The sequence below is a fragment of the Altererythrobacter sp. Z27 genome (assembly GCF_052683155.1).
On the sequence record NZ_JBQYMC010000001.1, the window covers coordinates 1,974,362 to 2,001,298 of the forward strand.

A 26,937-nucleotide genomic window follows, 5' to 3' on the forward strand; every position below is an offset into this window, starting at 1 on the left:
CGTGCCGCACCCCTGCCATGGCGGGCTGGGCGCATGTTGCTGGTGCTGGGCTGCCTTACCGTGTTCGGAACCGACGCGGCGATCGCCGATCGGCCCGACCTGCAGGTGATCAACAGTTCGCCCTTGCGGTTCGGGACCTTCGCCGTTCCGACCAGCGGTTTCCGCGAGGTTTCGCCATCGGGCGCGGTCAGCAGTTCGGGCATCTTCGTGATCGACGACAGCGGCACTGGCCCTGCGCAATTCATCGTGCAGTATGATCGCGGCAACAACAGCCGCAAGCTGATCACGGTGTCGATCGACCTCGTCATGTCCGCAGCGCCGGTGTTCAACAACGGCGGGCTAGTCGCTCGCCTGACCAGGTACCAAACCGATTTGCCCGGCTATGGCGTGGTCGATGCCGGGCAAGCCATCCGCATCGAAATCCCCAACTGCACGCAGCGGGTCTGCGCCACTTCCTTCCAGGTTGGCGGGCGGCTCAATGTAACACGGACCTTCGGCGGTGGGATAGTGAACATCCCCATCCCGATCGATGGCGTGGCAGTCGAGGTGCGCTGAGCCGAACTGTCCCGCATCGGGCCTAGGTATTCGCCCGCAATTGGCCGGCATCGGCCCCGGGAGTAAGAACGCCCCTCGACAAGGAGGCGTGAACTATCCGCATCCACCCGCCTTTTGCGACCGCGGCGCTGTCGCTTGCCCTGTTGCCGGCGCCCTCGTCGGCTCAGCCGGGTGAGTTCGCTTCGGCCAACGGATCGGCAACAGCCACGGTCGTCTCGCCGCTTAGGCTTGAGGCAGTCGCACCGCTTGAATTCGGGCCCGTAGGGATTCCCGCTGAAGCTGGAGGATCGATCACAATCTCGCCGCTGGGCGCACCACCAACCTATTTGGGCACATTGCAGCAGGCCTGCTCCGCCCATGATTCCTGCATGGCCCGACCGGCGCGATTCGCGGTCCGCGGCGAGGCCGGGCGGCACTACCGGGTCGAATATCCGACAGAAGCCCCTGCCCATCCCGTTTCAGCGGGTGGGCCGTCGCTCACTGTAACTGGGCTCATCCATGCCTTCGAGAACCGCGATGTTCCGGGTGGTCGCGGGCTGCTCGGGCCGGGCGGTGACAGCTCATTCCGAATCGGCGGTACGCTCGAAGTTCCGGAGGGAACACCTGCCGGGATCTATCGGGCCACGCTCGACGTAGTTGTCTCCTATGATTAACCCGCGACTTACTGCGGGAGCAAAGTACTGGAATTACGTGAATTTTTCTTAAGAACGATTTCTTAAGGGCCACGTAGTTATCCCTATGGTTGCACCGGCAACAGCCGGGCTCATTACCATTTCAGGAGACTACGCATGAAGAAGATCGTTCTGGCAGCCTTTGCGGCCGCCGTTGCCGTTCCGGTCGCCGCAGCGCCGGGCGATACTGCTACCACTCAGGGCGAAGCCACCGCCGAAATCGTCGCGCCGATCTCGATCGTGCATGACACCGGCGCATCGCTCAATTTTGGCCTGATCGTGGCCGGAACCACCGGCGGCACTGTTGTCGTGGATACTGCGGATGCCGGTAGCGTGACTGGTGACCTCCTTTTCGCGAGCGGTTCGAGCAACTCGGCTGACTCGTTCACCGTTTCGGGCGATCCCGACCGCGCTTTCACCATCGAACTGTTCGATGGAGCGGTTGACGATGGTGGCAGCAACAGCATGAACTTCACCACGACGACCGATTCGCTTTCGGTTTCGCTCAACGGATCCGGCTCGTACCAGTTTGCTGTTGGCGGCACGCTGACCGTGGCCGCCAACCAGCCGGCCGGCGTCTACTCGGGCCAGTACGACGTAACTGTCAGCTACGACTGAGCCATTGAACCAGGAGCAGCCGCCGGTCCGCATCGGGCTGGCGGCTGGCCTGGCCAGGGACGAGCCCGATGACGCATCCGGTCTTCATCAGATATGGCAAAAGGCTCGTCGCAGGCCTCGCCGCATGCCTGGCCATGGCCAGCCATGCCGCGCCGGGCAACACCGACACGGCCAGTGGCACAGCCACGGTAACATTGATCGAGCCGCCATCAATCACGGCGATCGACGATCTGCGCTTCGGCAGGATCATGTCGCTGCCCGCAGCGGGCACAGTCACGATTGCGCCGGGCGGCGCGGTCACAAGCACGATAGACCTTACCGGGACACCCAGCATCAGGGGCCCGGGCCGCTTCCTTGTTTTCGGCGAGCGGAACCGCCGTTTCATTACGGTGGTGTCTCCCAGCACCGTGATCGTGAACGAAAACGGCACGCCGATGGTGGTCACTGCACTGAACTACAATCGGCCAGCGTCACAGGGGCAGGGGCAAGCCCAGCACAATCGCACCAATCAAAGCGGGTTCTTCGACCTCTATGTTGGCGGTACGCTGAATGTGCTCTCCAATCAGGAACCCGGCGAATATTCGGGAATTTTCGAGGTAACCGTCGTTTACCTCTGACATATTGGTTTGCTTCTAGGGTTTACGCCTAATTAACCATAAACTGGCAATCGTTTGGGTGACATCAACAGGGGTCACCTGACATGAATTCGCTATCGGCAAAACGTCGCAACAAGGGCCTGTTCCTTGCCGGCGTGTTCGCAAGCCTGGCCGCATTCGGCCCTTCGGCTATCTCCGCACAGGACGCTTCGCAGCCCGCCGCAAACCCGGCGCCCCCACCCCCGCCCGAAGGATCGGTCGGCGGATTGGGCGACGTGAACCTGTTTCCCAAGCGGATCGTGATCAACGGGCGGCGCGAAATCGCCACTGTGGGCATCTACAACAAGACCGCGAATGACGGCGATTACGAGATCAAGATCGTCGATATGGCGATGACGCCAGAAGGGCGCGTGCTCGCATTCGACAATGGGCTCGACGAGGAAACCAAGGCCGGGGTCAAAACCGCCAGCGCGATGCTGCGCTATTCGCCCCGCCGGGTCACCCTGCATGGCAGTGAATCGCAGCTGATCCGCGTCATGGCGCGTGCACCGGCGGAATTGCCCCCCGGAGAATATCGCTCGCATTTCCTCGTTTCGGCAGTTCCGCCGATGAACCGGGGCTTCTCGATCGACAGCGCTGTCGGCAATGACAACGCCAACGGAATCGGAGTTACTATCCGCCCCCGCTTCGGGATTTCGATCCCGGTGATCGTCCGCATCGGCGAAACCACGCTCGACGTAGGCATCGCGAACCCGACGGTCGTTACACAAACCGATGGCTCGAAGGCTGTAAGCCTTACGGTGACGCGGTCCGGTACGCGTTCGGCTTATGGCGACATCGTCGTGACCGCGAACGGCTCCAGCAAGCCGGTCGCGCTTACCAGAGGGGTGGGCATCTATCCCGAAGTCGACAGCAGGCAGGTTACGATCCCGTTTGAGGAGGACGCCGATCTGCGCTTCTTCGCACCGGGGGCGCGGCTGAAAATCGAATTCATCGACGATGACTTCAAGCCGGGCGCGAAACTTGCCATGCAAGAATTCCAGGTCCCTTGAACCGCCGGAAACTCATCCGGAATGTAAGTGCCGTAAGCCTCGGCACGCTTGCGCTCGCCCTGTGTTCGTATCCGCGCGAGCAGGGCGAGGGCACAAAGCGCATGCCCATGCCCTCGCCGCAAGGGCGCGAAGACGCAAAGAAACGTGACCTCTCGGTCAAGGAGATCCCCCAGCCGGCCTTTGGCGGCGAAGCCGCGGCCAAGGCCGCGACCAAACGGAAACCTGCCTCTCCCGGCACTTCAGCTAGCCTGGCGAGCAGGCCGCCGTCGACGCAGGTCTTCGAGCCTGCACCGCCCGCCGTCATCTCCCCGGCAGGGCAGCCACCGCCCTTGCCGACACCCTCACTGAACGATGCGCCGCCGCCCTTGGCGGCGTTTGGTGTTCCCGGGGTTGGCCACGAACCGGCCGCAAGAGAAACTTCCGAGGTCGATACCACTGCGGATGTCACCTCCGTAGCTGCCGAGCCTCCGATGCCAGCTCCGGTTGACAAGTCGGACGAAACGGCAGCTCCCAGTGCTGCGGGAATCGGGATGCCCGAATCGGCACCGCAGATCCTCGACACCGATACTGCGCCGTTCGAACCTTCCGAAAGCCCCGCAACTGAAGCGGACGCAGCTGAACTGGCGACTGCCGATGTCGACGCGGAGTCCGCGATCGCGCCAGAAGGGGATGTCGAACCAACTCCGGCGACTGAAGCGACCTCAAGCGTCCGCGTATGGGACTTCAAGACCGGGGCCCCGCTCGCTCCAACCACCCCCGAAGATCGGGTCGAGGCGCCTGCCTCCGCCGATGCACCAGCCGAGGAGCCAGTCGCTGAACCGGCCGCATCCGAACCCGCCGAGCTGATCGATCCACCCATAGTCGCCGAAACGGATTCCACCGAAGCGAGCGCCGAGGAAGCGACGACCCTCGCACCTGAACCAGTGCAGGCCGAAGCCGAAAAGCTGTCGCCCGCCACCGGCGCAACACCGGTTCCGGCTGAGACAAGCGACACGACCGCGTCGGCCGCCACAGCGCGCGCCTGGGACTTCCGCACCGGCGCTCCGATCCCGCCGGTTGCAGCCGCTCCGGCAGCCGTTGAGCAAGCCGCGCCCTCCACACCGAAGAAACCTGCCCCGCAGGCGGCGGATGACAGCGCGGAAGTCGTAACCGTGACGCAAGCGGCCCCTTCATCCTCGCTCGACGGCGGCTCGGCTGAAATGCCGGTCCTGACCTATCAGGACGAGCTGATCCTCGAAGTGAAGGTCAAGGGCGTCAACGCATCCGACACGATCATCGCATACGGCACGCCAGAGGGCATCTTCCTGCCGCTGGGCGCGATGGCGCGCATTCTCGACCTTGCCATTACGGTGAGCGACGAAGGGCATTACGCCCATGGCTGGATCCTCAAGCAGGACCAGATGCTGGCGATTGATTTGCGGCAGGGGATCATCGAAACCAACGGCCAGCAGAGCGCAATCAAGGGCCCGATCGCAGCGCCGTTCGAAGGCGAACTGTACCTGCGGGTCGACCAATACGCCGAATTCTTCCCGCTCAAGATCGATGCCGACCTGCGATCGATGGCAGTGACGATCGAGACGCTTGAGCCCTTCCCCTTCCAGCTGCGCGCCGAACGCGAAGCCAAGCGCGCCAAGATCGAAGCACGCCAGAATAAAGGAGAAACACGCTCTTTCGAGCGGATCGACATGCCGTGGGAGGCAGCTTCAGTGCCTGCGGCAGACGTCGCGATCCGTGCGGTGTCGGACAGCACTTTCGGCCCGCGCGTGGAAGGCGAACTGCGGCTGGCCGGCGACCTCGGCTACCTTTCGGCTGACGCCTATCTGAGCGGCGACACCAAGAACGGCGCAACCGCAGCCCTCATCGAACTTGGCCGTGTCGATCCCGACGGCGGCATGCTGGGGCCGCTTTCGGCCAAGGCCTTCTCGGTCGGCGACGTCTCGACCGAGTCGATGTCCCTGGGGCTGCGGAGCGTTTCGGGGCGCGGGTTCTCGGTCACCAATTCCGCCACGCAGATGGCATCGGTATTCGAACGGGTCGACCTGCGCGGCATCCTGCCCGATGGCTATGAAGTCGAGCTTTACCGCAACGATGTGCTGATCGGTTCGACCCGCGATGCTGTGAACGGCCAGTACGAATTCCTGCAAGTCCCGGTCGATTTCGGGCTCAACGTGTTCCGGATCGTGTTCTACGGGCCGCAGGGCCAGCGCAGCGAAACCGTACGCCGGATCACGGTTGGCGATGGACGTGTTGCCAAGGGCGACCTGGTCTATAGCTTCGGGGCCGCGCAGAAGGACCGTAACCTGTTGGGCGTAAAGCGGCCCAATTTCGTGCCTCCGCGCGACTATGCCAATTGGCGGGCCGGGGGCCAGCTGGCCTATGGCGTCACCACTGGCCTGACCGCACTGCTCGGCGCTTCCTGGTTCGAGCGCGACGGAGACAATTGGATCACTTCGGCGGGCATCCGCACCAGCCTGGGCGGCTTTGCTGTGAAGAGCGATGTCGGAATGGCGAATGACGGAGCCATGGCCTATTCGGGCGGCATCGGCGGGCGGCTCGGCCGCTCCGCGCTCACGCTCAGCCACACCGAATATACCGGCCTGTTCCCGGACGAGACCAAGACGACCGGGCTGCAGTTCCTGCGCCGCGCAACCGAAGCCGACTTCAACACCACGATTAACCTTGGCGATCCGGCCACCGGCCTTGCCATCCCGCTCAGCGCCCGCGTGCGCAATTATGTCGACGTTAGCGGGCGCAGCACGTTCGTTGCCGGCGTTCGCGCTTCGACAAGGACTTCGGGCCTGCTGCTGTCGAACACGCTCGACTATTCGCGCACGCGCTCGCCCGGCTTCGAAACCAATGCCCAGCTATTCGGCAATTTCGACCTCTCCACCTTCTCGCGGTCCGACACGCGCGCGCGCTTCTCGCTCGGCTACCGTGTCCTGCCTGAGCCGGACATAACCAATGCCGGTATCGAGATCGACCATGCGCTCGACGAGCGGACGTCGCTGCGCGGTTCGGCCAATTATGATTTCGGCAGCAAGGCGCCGTCCTTCGGCTTGTCGGGTGTCCGCGATTTCGACCGCTTCAGCCTAGCGCTGGACGGGAATTACTCCTTCTCCAATGATTCCTATTACGTCGGCCTGCGGCTGGGCTTCAGCCTCGGGCGGGATCCGCTGAGCAAGCGGGTCTACATGGCGAAGCCCGGGGTCGCCACGTCTGGCGGGGCGGCGCTGCGCGCGTTCCAGGACATGGACGGGGACGGGGTCTATGGCCCGAGCGATCGCGTGCTGCCCGATGTCGACTTTGTCGCCTTCAACCAGACCGCCAAGACCGACAAGACCGGCCTCGCCCGGATCAGCGGACTGGGCACTGGCCGCGGCATCGGCGTCCAGATCGACCCGTCGAGCTTGCCCGATATCGACCTTGCCCCGGCAAAGCCCGGCATCGAGCTGGTGCCGCGCGCCGGCAGGCTTCAGACTGTCGACTATGCAGTGATCGCGGTCAGCGAGATCGAAGGCATCGCCAGCTTCGTTTCGGACAGCGGGGCCAAGGGTGTGTCGGGCGTCAAGCTGCAGCTGGCCGACGAGAACGGGAAGGTCGTTGGCATCGTCAAGACCGAGCTCGACGGATATTACTTCTTCGAGCGCGTGCCGCCGGGCCGCTATCGCATCACGCTCGATCCGGACCAGGCATCTCGCCTCAATTTGTGCCCGGTGGATTTCGGCATGATCACAGTCGGGTTCGAATCAAGCCTGCTCGCCAAGGACATCGAAATCGGCGTGTGCGCGATCGACCGGCCGGTGATCGCGCGCGCAGAAGCATCCGCTCCACCGCTTGGATCGGAGTAAGGCCCGTCAGGCTTCGGGCTCTTCTTCGGCGGGAGTCTGCGGCGCCGCTTCCGGCTCGGCCTGTTCACCCGGCAGCGCCTGGTCGCGTTCGCGCTCGAGCCGCTCCATATATTCGCGCTCGATCTGTTCGACCCGCTCCTGCTGTGCAGCAGCATCGGCATCGATGGTCGAAAGGCGTTCGGCCCGCGCCGCTTCGATCAGCTGGCCAAAGCGCACGTTCTGCCCTTCGCGCTTGTCGGCATAGGCGGCGTTGATCATCTGCTGGGTACAGCCGGTCCAGCCGCCTGCGCCCGCCGGATCGCAGGACAGCGCGCCAAAAGAGCCGACCATCTCGTAGCGATCGACCCGCTCGGTCCATGCGACGTTCTGCGTGCTGTCGCTGAAGCGCAGGTTCTCGGGGATGCGATAGCGCTCGCCCTCTTCCTTGCGCGCGCAGACGGTGATTTCGCCATCGGCCGGGGTCGGACAATCGTCATCGCCATAGACAATCACCATGTTGACCTTGTCGCCTGCCTCGTCCTGCGCGGCGACAGGTGCGCCAAGTGCAAGCAAGGGAGTGGCGGCGATCAGCGAAGCGGCGATGGTGCGGCGGAGCATGGCGATTCCTCGAACAAGTGAAATACAGGGCGCGATTACAGCGCCTTTCGGTTGAATAGCATATGAAGCGAGCGAAGGCGCGCCTTGATCGCGCTCAAATTCGCTCGGCCAGCCGGATCGCAGCGCGGCAGCCCAGCCGGATCGCACCAGACAGCAGCGGATAGGCCGGGGCCCGCTCCGCACCCGCTGCCAAGGCGGCGTCGCGATGGGCGCGCTCGTCTTCGCGGAATTCATGGATCATCCCGGCCAGTTCCGGGTCGCAGTCATCCTCTGCAAGCCGGTCAAGCTGCTGCGAATAGTGCCGGTCGATCTCTTCTTCGACCGCAGCGGTGCAGGCCATCGCCGCTTCGGGTCCGATCAGCGCGGTCGCGGCACCCAAAGCATAGCCGGCAACCGACCAGAACGGCTGCAAAGCCGTGGGCCTGACTCCGCGTTCGGCCATCAACGCATCGAAACGGGCGCGATGGTCAGCCTCTTGCTCGGCCATGTGCTGGATTTCCTGCACGTGCGGCCCGCGATTGCCCAGCACGGCCAACTGCCCGGCGTAAATGCGAGTGGCACCATACTCCCCCGCCTGGTCGACGCGGATCATCCGGTGAAGTTCGTCGCGCGAAATGCTGCCAGTACTCATGCTTCCAACCTCAGGCCGTTTTCGCGCCGCGGCGTAGCAACACCCAGATCGCGATGCCAGCTCCGCAGGAGATCAGGAAGTTCCAACCCGCCAGTGAAATGCCGAGCAGGTCCCACGGCGCAGAATCGCAGCGAACCAGGGGAGCGCTCATGATTGCGGCGAGCGGATCGTCAGTTACTGCGACTGCCGAGGCGCAGCCGGTGATCCCTTCCCACCAGTCGTATTCGACCCCGGCGTGAAATCCGCCGATCAAGCCCGAAACGAAGACAGAAAAACCGGCCAGCGCGACCCAGAGATTGCGCGGCGGCGCTACAAACGACAGGCCCGCCAACCCCAGTGCCACGAAATGGGGATAACGCTGCCACCAGCACATTTCACAAGGATAGAGGCCGAAGCCGTATTGCGCGAGATAGGCACCCCCCAGCAACAGGGCGGGCACGCCCAGCGCCAGATGTTGTGCCATAAGATCCGCTGGGCGCCCGCCCGACAAACTGTTCATGCCGCTCGGCTAGCCCATTCAGCGGCGCAGCGCCACTGTTGCACGCGTGGTGCGCCGCAATGTCTCAAGTGCGTAATGCAGCTGGAAGTCGCTGACGCCCTGATCCTTGAGCTGCGCGGCGGTCAGCTGGAAGCGCGGATCGATCTGCTTGTCGGCTTCGAGCGCATCGTCCTTCAATCCAAGCTCGTTGACCAGGTGGCCGCGTAAGTCGCTTTCGCGCATCACATACTTGTTGCGCTTCTCCAGGTCCGGATCGGACAGCTGCGGAACTTCGATGTCGGGCTTGATCCCGCCCTCCTGCACCGAATGCCCCGCCGGAGTGTAATAGCGCGCAGTGGTGAGCTTCAGCGCGGCATCGCGGCCAAGCGGAAGCAGCGATTGCACGCTGCCTTTGCCAAAGCTGCGATCGCCCATCACCAGCGCGCGACGGTGATCCTGCAACGCGCCCGCGACGATTTCCGAAGCCGAGGCCGAGCCTGCATCGATCAGCACGATCAGCGGAACGCTCTCGGCGATCTGGCCCATGAACTTCTGCCCTTCCTGGCGCGTCATGTGGCGATAATTGGTCCAGTCATCCGCATCGTAATGGATGTTCTCGCCGCGTGCGCGGCCGCGCTGGCTGACAATGCGGCCCTGGCTCAGGAACAGATCGCTCAGCGCCACCGCCTCGTCGAGCGATCCGCCCGGGTTCGAGCGCAGGTCGAGCACCAGCCCGCTGACGCGCCCCGCTGCTTCGCGCTGCAATGCCTGCCATGCGGTGAAGACATCGCGCCCGACATTGGTCGAGAATTCATTGACGGTGATGACCCCGACCTTGCCCGCTTCGAGCTTGTAAGTGACCGGTTCAAGCTCGATCACGCCGCGCTTTACCGACAGCTCAAGCGGCTCATCGCGGCCCGGGCGATAGATCGTGAGCTTGATCGAGGTGCCTTCCGGTCCCCGCATGCGCGCCACGGCTTCGTCGAGATCGCCGCCATAGATCAGCTCGCCATCGAGATGGGTGATGAAATCGCCCGCCTTGACGCCCGCCAGTTCGGCCGGGCTGCCGCGGAAGGGCGAAACGACCTTGACCGCGCCCTCATCCATCACGACCGACAGGCCGAGGCCCGAATAATTGCCGTCGATCAGCGTTTCGAGCCGCTGCAGCGAGCTGCCGTCGAGATAGGCCGAGTGCGGATCGAGTTCCGCCAGCATACCGTTGATCGCACCGCGGATCAGCACTTCGTCTTCGACCGGCTCGACGTAATTGGCCTTCACCTGCTGGTATGCGGCGAAGAATTTCGCAAATTGCGGACCAATGCGCCCGTCTACCTGCGCCATGCCGGCAGTGGTGGCCGGAATGAGCGCGACAGCGGTGACAAGGGCGGCGCTGCGCAGCAAGTCGGCGATTCGCATGAAGTGATCTACTCCTGTGTTCCGGTGGCGATTCTATAACGCCGCGCGGCTGAATGCCAGATGAGAGCGTGGAGGCGTCCCGATGCGGTGCGTTCCGGGGCGAAAACGCAAACTTACATATAGTCGAGCGGATTGACCGGTTGGCCATCGCGCCGCAGTTCGAGCGTGATCGCCGGGTCGCGCCGCGCGGCGGTGCCGATCGGGCTGCCGCCGATCACTTCGTCGCCCGCAGCAACGTCGGCTTGCGCAAGGCCGGTGACAAGGCTGGTAAAGCCATTGCCGTGTTCGACGATCACAATCTGGCCATACCCGCGATAGGGCCCGGCGAATGCCACGCGCCCCGCAGCCGGCGCGATCACCTGCGCCCCGGAGCCGGGCGCGAGGCGCAAGCCGGTGACTGGAAGGCCCGCTGCATCGCTTTCGCCAAAGCCCGCCAAAGTGCGGCCCTGCACCGGCAATTGCAGCGGGGCGGGCAGCGCGGTCGGGCGCGGCGTCGGGCTGGCGCGCTGTGCATCGAGCACTTGCGAGGCACCCGGGCGCGGCGGGCGGACCAGCGGGCCGGGCAGTGCAGCAAGTTCGGCGCGCAAGGCACCGGCTCGGCCCAGTTCATCGACCAGCGAATTGAGGTCGCGCGCATTCTCGCTCAGCGCCAGCGCTCGTTCGCTTTCGCGCTGCGCCACCTGACGCACTTCACGCGAAGCCAGCCTCTGCTGCGTCGCCAGCGTTTCGAGCGCGCGGCGCCGCTCGAGCAGCAATCCCTCATCCATGCGGAGGCTGGCCAGGGTTTCGCCCGCTTCCCGCTCGAGTTCGCGCCCGCGAGCCAATTCGCCACGCAGTCCCACTGTGCGGTTGCGAATCTCGGGCATGGTCGTCTCGAGCACAGCGCGGACATAGACCGTGTCCTTGAGCGTTCCCGGCTGCAGCGCCGAGAGCACCAGCGGGCGGCGCGCCATATTTTGCAGCGCGGCGGTAAGCCGCACCAGCGGCTGCTGCTGCTCAGCCAGCCGGGCATCGAGCAGACGGCGCTGGTCAGTGATTAGTGCAAAGCGGGCCTGCGCGGCAAGGATATCGGCTTCGGCCTGCTGGATTCGCGCAGCGAGCGCGGCTGCCTCGCGCGCCGAACGGTCGGCCGCTTCGCGCGTTTCGGTTGCTTCCTTGTCGAAGCGCTGGGCGCGGCGTTCGGCATCGGCGGCAGCGCGGCGCGCGCGAGCATAGGCCTCGCGGGCGGAACCCGCATCGCCCATTTGTGCGCCCACAGCCAGCATGTCGCTGGCGCCCGCCACGGGCCAGGCGAAAATCAGCCCGGCGGCGATCGGCGCGGCGACCAGTCCGGTCAGGGCAAGGAAACGGAAGGCAGGCATCGGCCCTATCCTGCCCGATGATAGGGATGGCCTGCAAGGATCGTGGTCGCGCGATAGAGCTGTTCCATCAGCATCGCTCGTGCCAGCAAATGCGGCCACGTCGCTGCCCCAAAGGCGAGCAGCAGATCTGCTTCGGCGCGCTCTTCTTCGCTGTGACCGTCCGCCGCGCCAAGCACGAAACGCGCTTCGCGCATCCCGTCGTCACGCCAGCGGCCAAGGATTTCGGCGAATTCCTCCGAAGTCAAATTGCGGCCGCGCTCGTCGAGCAGCACCGTCTTGCAGGGCATCTGCGGATCGGGAATGCGCCCGCCACTGTCGGGCAGTTCGGTGAGCTTGACCGGCCATGCCAGCCGCTTCTCATAGCGCGCGACAAGTTCCGCTTCGGGAGAGCGAGCAATCTTGCCGCGTGCAATCACGTGGAGAAGCATGGTCAGGTTTCGCGTCCGCGCTGCGCAGGGACGATTTCCCTCGCCGGCGCGGCTCAATCGCTATGCTGTGCCAGTGGCAGCGTTGCTGTCGCCGAAGCCCCACATCCGCTCGAGATTGTAGAAGCTGCGCACTTCCGGGCGGAACAGGTGGACGACGACGTCGCCGGCATCGATCAATACCCAGTCGGCCGTCGGCAGCCCTTCGATACGGACCGATCCGAAGCCTTCCTGCTTGATCTTTTCGGCCAGTTTCTGCGCCATGGCCGCGACCTGGCGGGTCGAACGGCCCGAGGCGATCACCATGTGATCGGCAATCGAACTCTTTCCCTGAAGCGGGATCGAGACGACTTCCTGCGCCTGGTCGTCATCGAGCTGGCCCAGCACGAGTTCGTGCAGCGCCTCAGCAGTCTTGCCCGCCTTAGCCACAGCCGGCGGGGCCTGGGTTGTGATGTCGGCAGCAGCCGACAGGGTTTGCGCCTGGTTCATAGGCGGTTTCGGTTCTCCTGTGCGTGGGGATATGCAAGCGATGGTTCGCGAAAAGGCCGGAAACGCGGAAAATGCGTCTCATGCGCCCTCCTCTTGGGCGACAAGATGATGAGTCAACCTGTCTCGAGGTGGGTGGCCGGAATAGCGCAAAATCCAGTCCGGATCGGCGCGGCGGATGGCCGTGGCCGAACGCGGATCGGGATCAAAACGCAATAACACCAGGGCTGGTGCGCTCCATCTGCCCCCGTCTAACAATCTGGCGACCGGTACACGATAGCGCCTTAGCCAGGCCATGGCGGGGCTCGCCAAGGCAGCGCCATCATAACCCGGCCTTGCCACAACCGCAATCGGCATCATGCGCGCGATGCTGCGCCAGTGGCGCCAGCGATGGAATTGCGCCAGATTGTCGGCCCCCATGATCCAGACGAACTCGCGCTTGGGATAGCGCCGGATGAGCGCGCGCAAGGTATCGACCGTATAGCGCGTGCCGAGTTCGCGCTCGATCGCTGTCGGCACGATCGGTGCAAGCCGTGCCTGCCGCTGCGCCGATCTGAGCCGCGCGCCGAGCGGAGCCATGCCTTGCGGGGGCTTGAGCGGGTTACCCGGCGAAACCAGCCACCACACTTCGTCGAGCCCGAGCGCATCGATCGCGAAGCGCGTGATGCGGCGATGCCCGCCATGGGCGGGGTTGAAGCTGCCGCCGAGGATGCCGGTGCGAACGGGAACCATGCCGCGCAGGATCAGGCCTTTCGCTTGCGCAAAGTCACGGGCGCGCCTGGCCGGTGCCGCGCACCTGCCATTTGTAGGTCGTCAGCCCTTCGAGCGCGACCGGGCCGCGCGCATGCAGCCGCCCGGTGGCGATGCCGATTTCCGCCCCAAGCCCGAACTCGCTTCCATCGGCAAATTGCGAGGAAGCGTTGTGCATCACGATGGCGCTGTCGACTTCGGCAAGGAAGCGTTCTGCCGCCGCCTGATCGGCGGTGACGATCGCGTCGGTATGCGCGGAAGAATGGCGCGCGATATGCGCCATCGCGTCTTCAAGCCCGTCGACCATCGCGGCCGAAGCCACGGCAGCGAGATATTCAGTGTCCCAATCATTGTCGCTTGCGGGCAGAACGCGCGGATCGAGCGCCTGGATACGGGCATCGCCGCGCACTTCGCATCCCGCGTCGATCAATGCGCCGACCAGCTCGCCTGTGAAGGGATAGCGGCAATCGACCAGCAGCGTCTCCAGCGCGCCGCAAATGCCGGTGCGACGCAGCTTGGCGTTGAGCACCACTTCGCGCGCCATCGCAGGATCGGCCGCTTCATGGACGTATGTGTGGCAGATCCCGTCGAGATGGGCGAGCACCGGCACCCGCGCATCGGCCTGGACCCGCGCCACCAGTCCCTTGCCCCCGCGCGGCACGATCATGTCGATCAGCCCCGCCGCCTTGAGCATGGCGCCCACCGCTGCACGGTCCTGCGTCGGGAGCAGTTGCACCGCCTCGGGCGAAATGCCCCCGGCGGCCAATCCGCGCACCAGCGCGGCATGGATCGCGCGGTTCGAATGGACCGCTTCGCTGCCACCGCGCAGCAAGGCGGCGTTCCCGGCGCGCACGCATAGCGCCGCGGCGTCCGCGGTCACATTGGGGCGGCTTTCATAGATGATTCCGATGGTACCGATCGGCACGCGAACGCGGCTGAGGATGAGGCCATTGGGGCGTTCGACAGTGTCGATCACTTGCCCGACCGGATCGGGCAATTGCGCCACCGCCTCGACCCCGGCAGCCATGGCTTCGAGCCGCGTTTCGTCAAGCCGCAAGCGGTCGAGCATGGCGGGGGCAAGCCCGCCTGCTTCGCCCGCAGCAATGTCGCGGGCATTGGCGGCGAGGATAATTTCAGCATCCTCACGCAAAGCAGCAGCGGCATGCATCAGCGCCGCCGCCTTGGCGTCATCCGGCATCGCCGCGAGCGCGCGCTGCGCGGCGCGCGCCTTGCGCGCCAGTCGTTCGACCAGCGCGACAGGGTCTTCAGTGCGGGTGTCTGCAAGCGTTGCCATGAGGCCCCTTTAGCACCGCTGCGCCAAGCTGTCAGGATAGTCCAAATGGCATGTCCGAAGAGGAGAAATTGCCCCGAACTTGGTAAAGTTTTCGCGTGGTAAATTTAATCTTTCCACCGGATGGAACGATTCATCGCACTTTGGCTTCGACTCGCCCCTCGGGTTAACGAGTCGATTCGACCTACCGCCCCGGCTTTGCTAGCCCGCGAATCGGGTCAAGACAGTGGTAATCCACGAGAGGGGTCGCATTGCGTAACGTCATTCCCGCCGGCGGATGGGGCGAACGCCTGCGGCGCTGGTTCCCGGATCGCGAATTTTTCATGCGATCGCAGGGCCAGGTCCGTTTCATCAAGATTTCTTCGCGCGTGCAGATGGCTGCCGCCGGCTTGGCACTGGCCTTGCTGGTCGGCTGGGGCGTGTCGATGGGCGCAATGGCCTGGTCGCAATATCGCGCGCAGGCCGATCGCACGCTGCTGCTCGAGCGCGAAGCCAAGGTCGCCACGGCGCAGGAACGGCTCGACGTCTATGGCGCGGACCTGAAGGGCGTTGAGCAAGACCTGCGCAAGCGCCAGGATTTCCTCGAGGCGATGGTCCCGATGCTGCCCGAAGACGTTGTCGCGGACGAAACCGTCAGCGATTCGTCGAGCGAAGCCGCCGCCACGGTCGACAAGGTCGGCGCATTCTTCCCCGAAGCGCGCGGCCTGGCCGAGATCGAAGCCCGCCAGCTCGCTTTCGCCGAACGGTTGACCCGTTATGCCGACCGCCGCGCCAAGCGCGCCGAACAGGCGATCCGCAAGCTCGGGCTCGACCCGCAGGCCATGCTGCGCCGCGCCGAACGACAGGCGATGGGTGGTCCGCTCGAAATCCTCGCCACCTCGGCGAACGGCGAAATCGACCCGCGCTTCGAACGGCTCGGCCTCAGCCTGGCGCGCATGGCCGCGCTTGAGGAAAGCCTCGACGGGATCCCGCAGGTTCGCCCGACCAGCCGCAGCCAAACCAAGGTTTCGTCGGGCTTCGGCTATCGCCGCGACCCCTTCACTCGCCGCGGCGCGATGCATTACGGACTCGACTTCAAGGGCCCGATCGGCGCGCCGATCTATTCCGCCGCAAAGGGTCGCGTCAGCTTCGTCGGCCGCAAGCCCGGCTATGGCAATGTCGTGGAAGTGAGCCACGGCAATGGCGTGATGACCCGTTATGCCCACCTGTCGCGTTTCGCGGCGAAGGTGGGTGACCGCGTCGAGGCAGGCGATGTGATCGCCGCGCTCGGCAACACCGGCCGTTCGACCGGCCCGCACCTGCATTTCGAAGTGCGCACCAACGACCGCGCGGTCGATCCGCGCCCCTTCCTGGAGAAAGCGCAAGATGTTCTCAAAGAAGCCCGCGGAACCGACGCGGCCAACCGGACCAGCTAAACCCATGGCCAGCAACAGCTCTACATTTTCCGTGATCGGAAGCGACGTCACCATCAAGGGCGACATCAGCGCTTCGGCAGACCTGCATGTCGACGGCACGATCGAAGGCGACATCGCCTGCGCTTCGCTGGTCCAGGGCGAAAGCAGTAAGATCACCGGCGGCATCACCGCCGAAACCGCCCGGCTTGCCGGAAAGGTCAACGGATCGATCCGTGCGCGCGAACTGGTGATCCTGCGTAGCGCGCAAATCGAAGGCGACGTACATTACGAAGCGCTCACCATCGAACAGGGCGCGCAGGTTGACGGGCGTTTCGCCCATGGCGCGCGCAACCGCGTGACCGACGCACCCAAGCTTTCCACCGAAGGCGGCAAGCCCGCTTCGGCCGAGGAGCCCAAGCTGGGGCTCGTCAGCTAATTATTCCCTCTGGTTTCGGATGACAGGGGCGCTCGGCAACGGGCGCCCTTTTTCTTTGCCCTGCGCCTTGGATCAGCTGCCCATCACTTCGGCGCGCAGCGCCTTGCGATCGAGCTTGCCGATGATCGTGCGCGGCAGGCTGTTGCGGATCACCACTTCGTCGACCCGTTCGTGCTTGCCGACCCGTGCATTGAGCCAGTCGCGCAATTGCTCGGCGCTGGCGCCTTCTTCGCCCGACAGCGTGACATAGGCGCGCGGCTTCTCGCCGTGATAGGCATCGGGCACGCCGATCACCAAAGCTTCCTTCACTGCGGGATGTTCGAGGATCACATCCTCAACCTGGCTCGGGAAGACCTTGAACCCGCCCACGGCGATCATGTCCTTGATCCGATCGACGATCTTGAGGAAGCCGTCCTCGTCGATTGTCGCGACGTCGCCGGTACGCAGCCAAATCTTGCCGTCGCGTTCGATCAGCACTTCGGCGGTCGCTTCGGGCCGGTTCCAATAGCCGCGCATCACTTGCGGCCCGTGCACCGCCAGTTCGCCCGGTTCTCCCTCGGGCGCGAGCTGCGCCGGATCGCCCTTGTCGAGCAGGATCACTTCCGTGCCCGGCAGCACCTGGCCGATGGTGCCGCGCTTGCGCATCCCTTCATAGGGATTGACCGACACCACGCCCGAGCTTTCGGTAAGGCCATAGCCTTCGACTAGCCGGACCCCGCTCAATTCCTCGAACTTCGCATGCACCGGCGCGGGCATCGGCGCGCCGCCCGAAATGCAGACCTTGAGCGAGGAGAAATCCGTACGGCCGAAATCGGGGTGGTCGAGCAGCGCCTGGAACATGGTCGGCACGCCCGGAAAGCCGGTTGCGCCATAGCGCTGGATCGTCGCCAATACCTGCCCGGCCTCGAAACGCGGCACCATGGCGATCGACGCCCCGCTCGCCACCGCATGGTTGAGCAGCGCAGTATTGGCGAAGACATGGAAGAAAGGCAGCGCGCCCAAGAACACTTCGGTTTCGGGGTTGGCGAAGGGATTGATCGCCGTAACCTGCCGCGCGTTGATCGAAAGATTGGCATGGGTGAGCATCGCGCCCTTGGGCACGCCGGTTGTTCCGCCGGTATATTGCAGCAGCGCGAGATCGTCAGGCTCGATCGCCACTTCGGGGCGAGCCGCATCAGGCTTGCCGAGCGCTTCGCTCCAGCGCCGCACCGCCGCGCCATAGGCAATCTTGGCGATCTTGCTGCGACCCAGCGTCTTGAGCGCCAGCCCCTTGTACCAGGGGAGCATCTGCACCAGCGAGCCGACCACCAGCGTTTCAAGCGCGGACTCCTCGAGAACCTGATGCGCCGTACGGTAAAGCTCGGGCACGTCGAGCGTCACCAGCAGCCTTGTGCCCGAATCCGCCACTTGGTGGCTGAGCTCCTCGATCGTGTAGAGCGGCGAGAAATTGACCACCACCGCGCCCGCCATCATCGCGCCGTAATAGGCAGAGGCGTAGATCGGGACATTGGGCAGGAACAGCCCCACCCGGTCGCCGCTCCCGATCCCCATATCGCGCAAGCCGGCGGCAAACCGGCACGCCTCCTGATGGATTTCGCGATAGGAGTAGTCGCGCCCGAGGAAATTGAGGAAGCGCGCGCTTCCCCGCCATGCAACGGCGCGGTCGAACAGCTCGGGCAGGGTTAGCGGCTCGAAGTGCGTGTCCCACGGGGTGGGATGACAGTAGTGCGACCTGCTTACATCCATGTAAGCAGGATGACCTATCCCCCGCTAGTGCACAAGCAAAAAGCGGAGATTTTGCCGTAGCTTATTCGCTGCCCGCTGCTTCGTCGGCTTCGGCGGCGCGCTTCGCGGCAAGCCATGCCTCGGCTTCGGCTTCCTGCGCGGCTTCGGTGGCGGCGGATTCGGCGGCATTGCGCTCGGCGCGCAGTTCCTCGATCAGCTTTTCCTTGTCGCTGCGGGTATCGCCGCCTGCGACGTCTTCAGCCTGGATGCCGGCGCGCTTGGCGGCCTTGGCAACCACGGCGTCAAGCTCGCGCTGCGAGCACAGGCCCAGCGTAACCGGATCCTTGGGCTGGATGTTCTGGATGTTCCAGTGAGTCCGCTCGCGGATCGCGGTGATGGTGTTGCGGGTCGTGCCGATCAGCTTGGAGACCTGCGCGTCCGACACTTCGGGGTGGTTGCGCAGGATCCACGCTATACCGTCGGGCTTGTCCTGCCGCTTCGACACCGGTGTGTAGCGCGGGCCCTTGGTGCGGGTGACCTCGACCGGAGCCTGCTGCATCTGCAGCCGGTATTCGGGATCGGCCTGGCCGCGTTCGATCTCTGCCTGGGTCAGCTCGCCCGAATGCACCGGATCGCGCCCGGTATATTTGCTGCCGGCCAGATCGTCGGCCATCGCCTGCACTTCGAGGATATGCAGGCCGCAGAAATCGGCGATCTGCTCGAAGCTAAGCGCGGTGTTGTCGACCAGCCAGGTGGCGGTGGCGTGCGGCATCAGCGGAGTGGGCTGGGCCATGATGAAGCTCCCATCGATTGAATTGGGCGTAAAAATAGAAGGGCCGCCCCTTGCGGAGCGGCCGTTGTGGCGGGGTAGATAGGGGAGAGTGGTGGATTCGGCAAGCGGAATGGCCGCTGAGGGCGAATCCGGGGCTCAGGCGGGGAGCGCCCCCGCGAGCTGTTCGGCCTCTTCCTCCAGCGCCGCCAGCCCCTGCAGGAACTGCACGCTGGCTGCTTCCCAGCTGAAGCCGGCGCCATAGGCGGCGCAGTCCTTGCGATCGCAATAGCGTGCGGCGTCGATTGCGCGATAGAGCTTGTCGGACAGCGCACCCACCTCGTCGGTCACGATGTCGAGCGGCCCTGCCACCGGAAACGCCGCGACCGGCGTACCGCAAGCCAGTGCTTCGATCATCACCAGGCCGAAAGTGTCGGTGCGGCTGGGAAAGACGAATACATCGGCCCCGGCATAGCAGCCCGCGAGCTCGCGCCCGGTCCGCTTGCCGAGGAAGATCGCATCGGGGAAGCGCTCCTCGAGATCGGCGCGCGCGGGGCCGTCGCCCACCACCACCTTGGTGCCCGGATAGTCGCAACCGAGAAATGCCTCGATATTCTTCTCGACCGACACGCGCCCGACATAGAGCAGGATCGGGCCTTCGAGCCCGACATATTCGGGCGGCGGCGGCGCGTCAGGCGAAAAGCAGTCGAGATCGACCCCGCGGCTCCAGTGATGGAGCGGCCCGATGCCTTGCTCGTGCAATTCGCGCCGGATCGTCTCGGTCGCCACCATCACGCGCTGCGCGGGGCGGTGGAACCAGCGGATGTAGGGCCAGAAGTACTTCGCCGCGAGGCCTGTGCGCCGCGCGAGATACTCGGGAAACTGCGTATGATAGGCAGTGGTGAAAGGCACGCCATGCCGGGCGCAGAAATTGCGCGCGGCGAGACCTAGCGGGCCTTCGGTAGCGATATGGACCGCGTCGGGCGCAAGCCGCGCCAGCCGCCGCCCGACCGAACCGGGAGGCGCCAGCGCCAGCCGGATCTCGGGATAGGTCGGGCACGGCATCGAACGGTAATTGTCGGGCGAGATGACTGCGACTTCGTGTCCCCAGCGCCGCAGGATGTCGTACGTCGTCGCCAGCGTGCGCACCACTCCGTTCATCTGCGGGTGCCATGCATCGGTGACGACCGCGATGCGCAAGGGCGCGTCGGGCGACCAGAACATGTTCATGCAGCCTCCCTGCACGCGGCGGGTTCGGAATCGGCTTCCGCCGGCGCCTCTTCGGCCTCGCGGCGCGCCACTTCGTCCGGCCAATGGAGGATCTCCATCCGCCCGTCGAAATGTTCGACCAGCGCGTTGCAGCCTTCGACCCAGTCGCCGTCGTTCCAATATTCGATCGACTTGCCGTGCTGGGTGAACTCGCGGAATTCGGCGGTGTGGATATGGCCGCAGACCACGCCGTCGACCCCGCGTTCGGCCGCGGCCTTGGCCACGACCTGTTCGTACCTTCCGATGAATTCGACCGCGTTCTTGACCTTGTGTTTGGCCATCTTCGACAGCGACCAATAGGGCAGGCCGAGCTTGCGGCGCGCGAGGTTGACCCAATGGTTCAGCCCCATGATGAAATGGTAGAGCGCGTCGCCCACAAAGGCGAGCCAGCGGTGCGCGAGCATCACCGCATCGAATTCGTCGCCATGCAGCACCATCAGGCGGCGGCCGTCGGCGGTGTCGTGGAACGCGACGCGGCGGATCTCGACTCCACCGAAATTGAGCCCGGTGAACTGGCGGAACATCTCGTCGTGATTGCCGGGAATGTAGACGATCCGCGTGCCGCGCCGGGCGCGCTTGAGCACGCGCCACACAATGTCGTTGTGCTCGGCGGGCCAGTAGAACTTCTTCTTGAGCCGCCAGCCATCGATAATGTCACCGACGAGATACATCGTCTCGCTGTCGGTATGGTCGAGGAAGTCGATCAGCAGTTCGGCATTGCAGCCCTTGGTGCCGAGATGCACGTCGCTGATCCAGATTGTGCGATAACGGCGGCGGCGGATTCCTTCTGGTTCGGGCCGGCTGAGCGGCCGCACCGGGAAATTCGCGACGGGCGAGGAATGCGGGCCTTCGGCGGGGAGGGGAAGCGCGGGCGAGAATTGCTCGACCATGGTCTGTGCTCCTGCGACAAGCATCTGTCGCCGGACAGCCATGGCAGGGTTTTGTTACATCACGCGCGCAGTTCAGTGACGATTCGGGGAAAGCAAGTCAGCCCTGTGTCAGGCCCGCGTCAATCCATCGGCACGAAGCCGGGAAGCGCCTGGACCCGATCGAGCCAGCGGCACAGATAGGGATAGTCCTCCAGCCCGAAGCCGCCTTCCTCGGCGACATGGGTGTAGGCGAACAGCGCAATGTCGGCGAGCGTCACTCCGTCACCTGCCATCCAGTCGCCGCGCGACAGATGCTCGTCCATCAGCCGCAGCGCTTCGCAGCCGGCCACCCTTTTGGCCATGATTTGCCCGCTCTGCTGGATCGAGAGGTTCGCTTCGCCCACAAAATGCAGCCAGAAGCGCAGCGTCGCGACATTGGGTTCGTGATTATACTGCTCGAAGAACATCCAGCGCAGCATGTCGGCCTGCGCAAAGCGATCCGCCGGGATCAGCGCGCTGCCACTGGCGAGGTACCAGCAGGCCGCATTGCTTTCAGGCAGGAAGCGCGCGCCCGGCCCTTCGCCGATCTGCAGCACCGGGATACGCCCGTTGCGGTTGATGTTGGCGAGGAAGTCGGGCGTACGGGTCTCGCCCTTCATGATGTCATATTGCAGCGTCTCTAGCGGCAGGCCGAGCAGCGCAGCGGTGAGCCGGATCTTGTAGCAATTGCCGCTGCGCGGATCCTCATGGAGGGTATAGGTTTCAGTCATCGACCGATGATGTCACGCCCAGCGATGCCCAGCAATCCCCCAGCTGCAGGGTTACCCTGTAGCAGCCGCGCCAATCCGGATCGATGCGCTCAAGCAAGGCCGCTTCTGCCGCCCCAAAGGCATAGACGGAGACCCGCTCCATATCTGGCAAGTCGCGCGAACGGAGATTTTCCAGCTGGCCGGACCAATAGGCTTCCGCATCCACTGACCATTCGCCGCCTGCCCGGCGCGCGATTTCCACTTCGGTCCATCGTGCCACGCCTTCCTTCCAAAGCTGGAAGTCGTAGTAGCGCCAGTTGCGATCGCCCGCTGCAGTGGCAAATGCAGTGCGCTTTGCGAGATATTGCTGCGTCGCTGCGAGCAGGTCTTGGTCGCTGGCGTTCAATGCGGCCAGCAATGCATCGGCAGCCGCGCGATAGGCGGTCGCAACATCACGGTCCTGGTATGGAAAGGGATACTGGATCATCCACATGCCGCTCTGGTCGCCGTCCGACAAATCAAGCGCTTCGGTCCGGTCGTAGTAGCCGGGCAGTTGGCCCTGCCATTGATGGAAATGCTCGTGCAGGATTGTCCTTCGCCAGGCAGCGCGGGAAAGACCGGTCGCATCCGGCGAACCCATCGCGATCACCTCGCCCGGCCCGAAGATCGGCATGGCCGCCAGAAGCGCCGGCCGGCGCCAGCTTGTCGGGCCTTGTTTGACCGAACACCCGGTCGCGGCGTCTTGCCCGAGCGCTTCGAACCCGGCAGGCGTCCGGCTGTCACACAGCAGGTATTCGGCCTCTTCGGTGACAAAGAGGAAGGAAAACGGCGCCGAGGTGAAGCCCGGCCAGACCGCATCGCCGGAAGCGGCCACGATTCTGGTAGCTGCAATGTCTTCGGAGATGTCCGGCGGGAGCGCGGTTCCGCCAGCAAGAATTCCAAGTAGAGCGGCGAACATCCCGGGACTCCCTCGTTGCCCTAACGAACTTGTCGGCCCAAGCCTCTGAATGCACGATGAATTTTAGCTACCAGCGACCTTAAGCACGATCTTGCCGATATGGTCGCCTGCTTCCATGCGGGCGTGCGCAGCGGCGGCATCGGCCAGCGGGAACACCGCATCCATCACCGGCCTCAGTTCGCGCGAAGTAAACAACGGCCAGGCGTTCTCCGCAATCTCGTCAGCCAGCGCGGTCTTGAACGCATCCGAGCGCGGGCGCAGCGTCGACCCGGTCAGCGTGAGGCGGCGGCTCATCACCACCGCCATGTTGATCGTCGCCTGCGCGCCGCCCAGCACCGCGATGGTGACGTGGCGGCCGTCTTCGGCAAGGCATTTGAGGTTGCGCGGCACATAATCGCCCGAAACCATGTCGAGCACGACATTCACGCCCGCGCCGCCAGTGTATTCCTTCACCGCCTCGACAAAATCGCTTTCGCGGTAATTGATCGCAAGGTCCGCGCCGATCTCGCGCGCGGCAGCGCATTTGGCCTCGTCGCCGCAAGTCGCGATCACTTCCAGCCCGAATGCCTTGCCAAGCATGATCGCCATCGTGCCGATGCCCGAAGTGCCGCCATGAACCAGCAGCCGGTCGCCTTCAGCCGCCATGCCGCGTTCGAACACATTGTGCCACACAGTGAACAACGTTTCGGGAAGCGCCGCCGCTTCGGCCAGCGGCATGTCGTGCGGCACCGGCAGGCAATGGCCCCATGGCGCGGCGCAATATTCGGCATAGCCTCCGCCAGGCGTGAGCGCGGCAACGACCTGGCCGACCAGTTCGCGCGGGACTTCGCTGCCCACCGCCACCACTTCGCCCGAAACTTCGAGCCCCGGCAGCGGCGACGCGCCGGGAGGGGCGGGATAGTGCCCGGCGCGCTGGATGCAGTCGGGCCGGTTGACCCCGGCATAGGCGACCTTGATCAGCACATCGCCCGGCTTGATCTCGGGAAGGGCGGTTTCGCGCAGGGTGAGCACTTCAGGCCCGCCGGGCGTGTCGAACCCAACAGCCTGCATCGTTTCCGGAAGCCCGCCTGCGCCCGCCTGACCCATTTTCCCCATCATCCCTGTTGCAAACGCCCTGTGTCTGCAAGGCGACAGTCGACACCTCTCCTTGCATCGACAGTGGCAAGTAGCTGTGCAGTGCATTGACAGCAAGCCACCCGGCTTGCGATGCTGCAGAAGTAATGCACGAAGACGACCTTCCCCGCCCGCGGGGCGACGCAGCGAGCAAGCTCGCAGCAGAGGATCTTTCACCCTATTCGATCGACGAGCTGGAAGAGCGGATCGCGCTGCTCGAAGCCGAGATCGCACGGGTCGAAAATCACCGTCTCAAATCCGCCGCACACCGCAATGCCGCCGATGCGCTGTTCAAGAAGCCCGATACATGAGCGCCGCCCGCGAGTTCCGGATTCGCAATTATGCGCGCAGGCCCCATATCCAGGGTGGCCGGGAATTCTCCCGGTCGTTTAACCATTCGTCTTCACTCTCTCCCGCAAGGGAGAGCTTCCGCCCCCTCCTGTAGAGTACCCCCATGCCCAGTTTCGCCCAGAACCTCGAAAGAACGCTGCACAACGCTCTCGGCAATGCTTCCGAGCGGCGGCATGAATATGCCACGCTCGAACATTTGCTGCTGGCGCTGATCGATGATGAAGACGCGGCGCAGGTGATGGCGGCCTGCGGGGTCGACCTCGCCGAGCTGGCCGAAGTGGTGAAGCAGTATCTCGACCAGGAATACCAGTCGCTGAAGACCGAGGATGGCGCCGATCCGCAGCCGACCGCGGGCTTCCAGCGCGTGATCCAGCGCGCGATCCTGCACGTGCAGTCCTCGGGCAAGGACACGGTGACGGGCGCGAATGTGCTGGTGGCGCTGTTCAGCGAGCGGGACAGCTATGCGGTCTATTTCCTGCAGCAGCAGGACATGAGCCGGCTCGATGCGGTGAGCTATATCAGCCACGGCATCGGCAAGGGCGGACGCCAGCTCGAATCGAAGTCGCCGCAAGGCTCGGATGAAGCGCAGGCGGAAAGCGGCGAGCAGGCCAAGGAAGGCGGCAACAAGAAGGAAACCGCGCTCGACCAGTTCACCGTCAACCTCAATGCCAAGGCAGAGGCCGGCAAGGTCGATCCGCTGATCGGCCGCGGGCCCGAAGTCGACCGCACGATCCAGATCCTGTGCCGCCGCAGCAAGAACAACCCGCTCTATGTCGGCGATCCCGGCGTGGGCAAGACCGCCATCGCCGAAGGGCTGGCGCGCAAGATCATCGAAGGCGATGTGCCCGAAGTGCTGCGCGACGCGGTGATCTATTCGCTAGACATGGGCGCGCTGCTTGCAGGCACGCGCTATCGCGGCGATTTCGAGGAACGGCTCAAGCAGGTCGTCAACGAACTCGAGCAGATGCCCGAAGCGATCCTGTTCATCGACGAAATCCACACCGTGATCGGCGCGGGCGCGACCAGCGGCGGGGCGATGGACGCTTCGAACCTGTTAAAGCCGGCGCTGTCCTCGGGCGCGATCCGCTGCATCGGTTCGACCACCTACAAGGAATTCCGCAACCATTTCGAGAAGGACCGCGCGCTGCTGCGGCGGTTCCAGAAGATCGACGTCAACGAACCGACCATCGAAGACACGATCAAGATCCTCAAGGGCCTGCGCAGCGCCTTCGAAAAGCACCACAAGGTCACTTACACGCCCGACGCGATAAAGACCGCAGTCGAGCTGTCGGCGCGCTACATCAATGACCGCAAGCTGCCCGACAAGGCGATCGACGTGATCGATGAAGTCGGCGCGATGCAGATGCTGGTGCCGCCCAGCCGCCGCAAGAAGAAGATCACCGCCAAGGAGATCGAAGCGGTGATCGCGACAATGGCGCGGATTCCGCCCAAATCGGTCAGCACTGATGACAAGAAGGCGCTGGAAAACCTCGAACGCGACCTGAAGCATGTCGTGTTCGGGCAGGACGAAGCGATCCACCGGCTTTCGACCGCGATGAAGCTGAGCCGTGCCGGGCTGCGCGATCCCGACAAGCCTATCGGCAGCTTCCTGTTCTCCGGCCCGACCGGCGTCGGCAAGACCGAGGTCGCGCGCCAGCTCGCATCGATCATGGGGATCGAACTAAAGCGCTTCGATATGTCCGAATACATGGAGCGCCACAGCGTCAGCCGCCTGATCGGTGCGCCTCCGGGCTATGTCGGTTACGATCAGGGCGGCTTGTTGACCGATGCGATCGACCAGAACCCGCATTGCGTGTTGCTGCTCGACGAAATCGAGAAGGCGCACCCCGACCTGTTCAATATCCTGCTGCAGGTAATGGATAACGGCCGGCTGACCGACCACCACGGCAAGACGGTCGATTTCCGCAATGTCGTGCTGATCATGACGACCAATGCCGGTGCGGCGCAAATGGCGACGCAAGGCATCGGCTTCGGCGATGTCAGCAAGGAGGATGCGGGCGACGAAGCGGTGAAGAAGATGTTCACCCCCGAGTTCCGCAACCGCCTCGATGCGATCGTGCCGTTCGCCTATCTCGGCAAGAGTACTGTCGGGCGCGTGGTCGACAAGTTCATCCTCCAGCTCGAACTCCAGCTGGCCGAGCAGAACGTGCACATCCAGTTCGACAAGGATGCGCGCGAATGGCTGGCCGACAAGGGCTATGACAAGCTCTATGGCGCGCGCCCGATGGCGCGCCTGATCCAGGAGCGGGTCAAGCAGCCGCTCGCCGAAGAGCTGCTGTTCGGCAAGCTGGCCGATGGCGGCGAAGTGCATGTCGGCATCAAGGACGGCAAGCCCAGCTTCGAGATCACGCCTGCTCCGCCCAAGGCCAAGCCGAAGCGCAAGCCCGCAGCGAAGAAGAAGCCTGCCCCGAAGAAGCCGACTGCCAAGCCCGAAGCTTCGGGCAATGACGGCGGCGACAGCAAGGGTTGACGACCGAGGCGTTTCGATTAAGTTGCAAATAACAACTT

General features: G+C 64.3%; 26 protein-coding genes. 10 read left to right on the forward strand and 16 right to left on the reverse strand.

Features of this window, described 5'->3' with window-relative positions; translation table 11 throughout:
* The first annotated feature begins 33 nt into the window (after positions 1-33).
* From ACUJ47_RS09625 to ACUJ47_RS09650, 6 genes are all read left to right on the forward strand, one after another.
* Entirely contained in the window at positions 34-555 is a 522-nt protein-coding gene (locus tag ACUJ47_RS09625) for a DUF4402 domain-containing protein (RefSeq protein ID WP_445538185.1), read from the forward strand.
* A gap of 143 nt (positions 556-698) precedes the next feature.
* Positions 699-1,208, forward strand: a complete 510-nt coding sequence (locus ACUJ47_RS09630; protein ID WP_445538186.1) for a DUF4402 domain-containing protein — start codon at positions 699-701, stop codon at positions 1,206-1,208.
* A 135-nt stretch (positions 1,209-1,343) separates the two neighbouring features.
* A complete protein-coding gene (locus ACUJ47_RS09635) occupies positions 1,344-1,844 on the forward strand; it encodes a DUF4402 domain-containing protein (RefSeq protein ID WP_445538187.1) in 501 nt (166 codons plus the stop codon).
* Between the two features lie 68 nt (positions 1,845-1,912).
* Positions 1,913-2,461, forward strand: coding sequence for a DUF4402 domain-containing protein (locus ACUJ47_RS09640; protein ID WP_445538188.1), 549 nt, complete (start codon positions 1,913-1,915; stop codon positions 2,459-2,461).
* An 83-nt stretch (positions 2,462-2,544) separates the two neighbouring features.
* Positions 2,545-3,492: a hypothetical protein gene (locus ACUJ47_RS09645; RefSeq protein WP_445538189.1), complete on the forward strand. Its 948-nt coding sequence runs from the start codon at positions 2,545-2,547 to the stop codon at positions 3,490-3,492.
* A 101-nt stretch (positions 3,493-3,593) separates the two neighbouring features.
* A complete protein-coding gene (locus ACUJ47_RS09650) occupies positions 3,594-7,340 on the forward strand; it encodes an SdrD B-like domain-containing protein (protein WP_445538190.1) in 3,747 nt (1,248 codons plus the stop codon).
* A 6-nt stretch (positions 7,341-7,346) separates the two neighbouring features.
* Here the strand turns inward: ACUJ47_RS09650 and ACUJ47_RS09655 are convergent, their stop codons facing one another.
* From ACUJ47_RS09655 to ACUJ47_RS09695, 9 genes are all read right to left on the reverse strand, one after another.
* Entirely contained in the window at positions 7,347-7,937 is a 591-nt protein-coding gene (locus ACUJ47_RS09655) for a hypothetical protein (RefSeq protein ID WP_445538191.1), read from the reverse strand.
* Positions 7,938-8,031: 94 nt separating this feature from the next.
* Complete coding sequence (locus ACUJ47_RS09660; protein WP_445538192.1) at positions 8,032-8,568, reverse strand: demethoxyubiquinone hydroxylase family protein; 537 nt, start codon at positions 8,566-8,568, stop codon at positions 8,032-8,034.
* A gap of 10 nt (positions 8,569-8,578) precedes the next feature.
* Positions 8,579-9,031, reverse strand: coding sequence for a disulfide bond formation protein B (locus tag ACUJ47_RS09665; protein ID WP_445538193.1), 453 nt, complete (start codon positions 9,029-9,031; stop codon positions 8,579-8,581).
* A gap of 54 nt (positions 9,032-9,085) precedes the next feature.
* A complete protein-coding gene (locus ACUJ47_RS09670) occupies positions 9,086-10,462 on the reverse strand; it encodes a S41 family peptidase (protein WP_445538194.1) in 1,377 nt (458 codons plus the stop codon).
* Between the two features lie 113 nt (positions 10,463-10,575).
* Complete coding sequence (locus tag ACUJ47_RS09675; RefSeq protein WP_445538195.1) at positions 10,576-11,823, reverse strand: murein hydrolase activator EnvC family protein; 1,248 nt, start codon at positions 11,821-11,823, stop codon at positions 10,576-10,578.
* Positions 11,824-11,828: 5 nt separating this feature from the next.
* Entirely contained in the window at positions 11,829-12,251 is a 423-nt protein-coding gene (locus ACUJ47_RS09680; protein WP_445538196.1) for a 23S rRNA (pseudouridine(1915)-N(3))-methyltransferase RlmH, read from the reverse strand.
* Positions 12,252-12,311: 60 nt separating this feature from the next.
* Positions 12,312-12,737, reverse strand: coding sequence for a ribosome silencing factor (rsfS, locus tag ACUJ47_RS09685; RefSeq protein ID WP_445538197.1), 426 nt, complete (start codon positions 12,735-12,737; stop codon positions 12,312-12,314).
* A gap of 78 nt (positions 12,738-12,815) precedes the next feature.
* Positions 12,816-13,466 (reverse strand): nicotinate-nucleotide adenylyltransferase, encoded by a 651-nt coding sequence (locus ACUJ47_RS09690; protein WP_445538198.1) that lies wholly within the window; start codon positions 13,464-13,466, stop codon positions 12,816-12,818.
* A gap of 34 nt (positions 13,467-13,500) precedes the next feature.
* The gene (locus ACUJ47_RS09695; RefSeq protein WP_445538199.1) at positions 13,501-14,778 is read right to left on the reverse strand and encodes a glutamate-5-semialdehyde dehydrogenase; all 1,278 of its coding nucleotides are present in this window, start codon (positions 14,776-14,778) and stop codon (positions 13,501-13,503) included.
* Between the two features lie 248 nt (positions 14,779-15,026).
* Here ACUJ47_RS09695 and ACUJ47_RS09700 point away from each other — a divergent pair, with 248 nt between their 5' ends.
* Both ACUJ47_RS09700 and ACUJ47_RS09705 read left to right on the forward strand, forming a co-directional pair.
* Positions 15,027-16,190: a M23 family metallopeptidase gene (locus ACUJ47_RS09700; RefSeq protein ID WP_445538200.1), complete on the forward strand. Its 1,164-nt coding sequence runs from the start codon at positions 15,027-15,029 to the stop codon at positions 16,188-16,190.
* 4 nt (positions 16,191-16,194) lie between these two features.
* Positions 16,195-16,605: a bactofilin family protein gene (locus ACUJ47_RS09705; protein WP_445538201.1), complete on the forward strand. Its 411-nt coding sequence runs from the start codon at positions 16,195-16,197 to the stop codon at positions 16,603-16,605.
* A 72-nt stretch (positions 16,606-16,677) separates the two neighbouring features.
* Here ACUJ47_RS09705 and ACUJ47_RS09710 read toward each other — a convergent pair whose 3' ends face one another.
* The 7 genes from ACUJ47_RS09710 to ACUJ47_RS09740 all read right to left on the reverse strand — a co-directional run bounded on the left by ACUJ47_RS09710 (position 16,678) and on the right by ACUJ47_RS09740 (position 24,030).
* Positions 16,678-18,351 carry a long-chain-fatty-acid--CoA ligase gene (locus tag ACUJ47_RS09710; protein WP_445538202.1) on the reverse strand — a complete coding sequence of 558 codons (1,674 nt, stop codon included), beginning with the start codon at positions 18,349-18,351 and terminating at the stop codon, positions 16,678-16,680.
* Between the two features lie 61 nt (positions 18,352-18,412).
* Positions 18,413-19,123 (reverse strand): DUF1013 domain-containing protein, encoded by a 711-nt coding sequence (locus ACUJ47_RS09715; protein WP_445538203.1) that lies wholly within the window; start codon positions 19,121-19,123, stop codon positions 18,413-18,415.
* A 135-nt stretch (positions 19,124-19,258) separates the two neighbouring features.
* Positions 19,259-20,329, reverse strand: coding sequence for a glycosyltransferase family 4 protein (locus ACUJ47_RS09720; protein WP_445538204.1), 1,071 nt, complete (start codon positions 20,327-20,329; stop codon positions 19,259-19,261).
* Entirely contained in the window at positions 20,326-21,258 is a 933-nt protein-coding gene (locus ACUJ47_RS09725) for a UDP-2,3-diacylglucosamine diphosphatase (protein WP_445538205.1), read from the reverse strand. The genes ACUJ47_RS09720 and ACUJ47_RS09725 overlap by 4 nt, the downstream gene beginning before the upstream one ends.
* Positions 21,259-21,377: 119 nt before the next feature.
* Positions 21,378-22,007, reverse strand: a complete 630-nt coding sequence (locus ACUJ47_RS09730; protein ID WP_445538206.1) for a glutathione S-transferase family protein — start codon at positions 22,005-22,007, stop codon at positions 21,378-21,380.
* A complete protein-coding gene (locus ACUJ47_RS09735) occupies positions 22,000-22,944 on the reverse strand; it encodes a hypothetical protein (protein ID WP_445538207.1) in 945 nt (314 codons plus the stop codon). The genes ACUJ47_RS09730 and ACUJ47_RS09735 overlap by 8 nt, the downstream gene beginning before the upstream one ends.
* Positions 22,945-23,007: 63 nt before the next feature.
* Positions 23,008-24,030 (reverse strand): NAD(P)H-quinone oxidoreductase, encoded by a 1,023-nt coding sequence (locus tag ACUJ47_RS09740; RefSeq protein ID WP_445538208.1) that lies wholly within the window; start codon positions 24,028-24,030, stop codon positions 23,008-23,010.
* A 134-nt stretch (positions 24,031-24,164) separates the two neighbouring features.
* Between ACUJ47_RS09740 and ACUJ47_RS09745 the strand changes: the two genes are divergently transcribed.
* Entirely contained in the window at positions 24,165-24,368 is a 204-nt protein-coding gene (locus ACUJ47_RS09745) for a DUF1192 domain-containing protein (RefSeq protein WP_354144819.1), read from the forward strand.
* 143 nt (positions 24,369-24,511) lie between these two features.
* A complete protein-coding gene (gene clpA, locus ACUJ47_RS09750; RefSeq protein WP_445538209.1) occupies positions 24,512-26,899 on the forward strand; it encodes an ATP-dependent Clp protease ATP-binding subunit ClpA in 2,388 nt (795 codons plus the stop codon).
* Positions 26,900-26,937 lie beyond the last annotated feature (38 nt).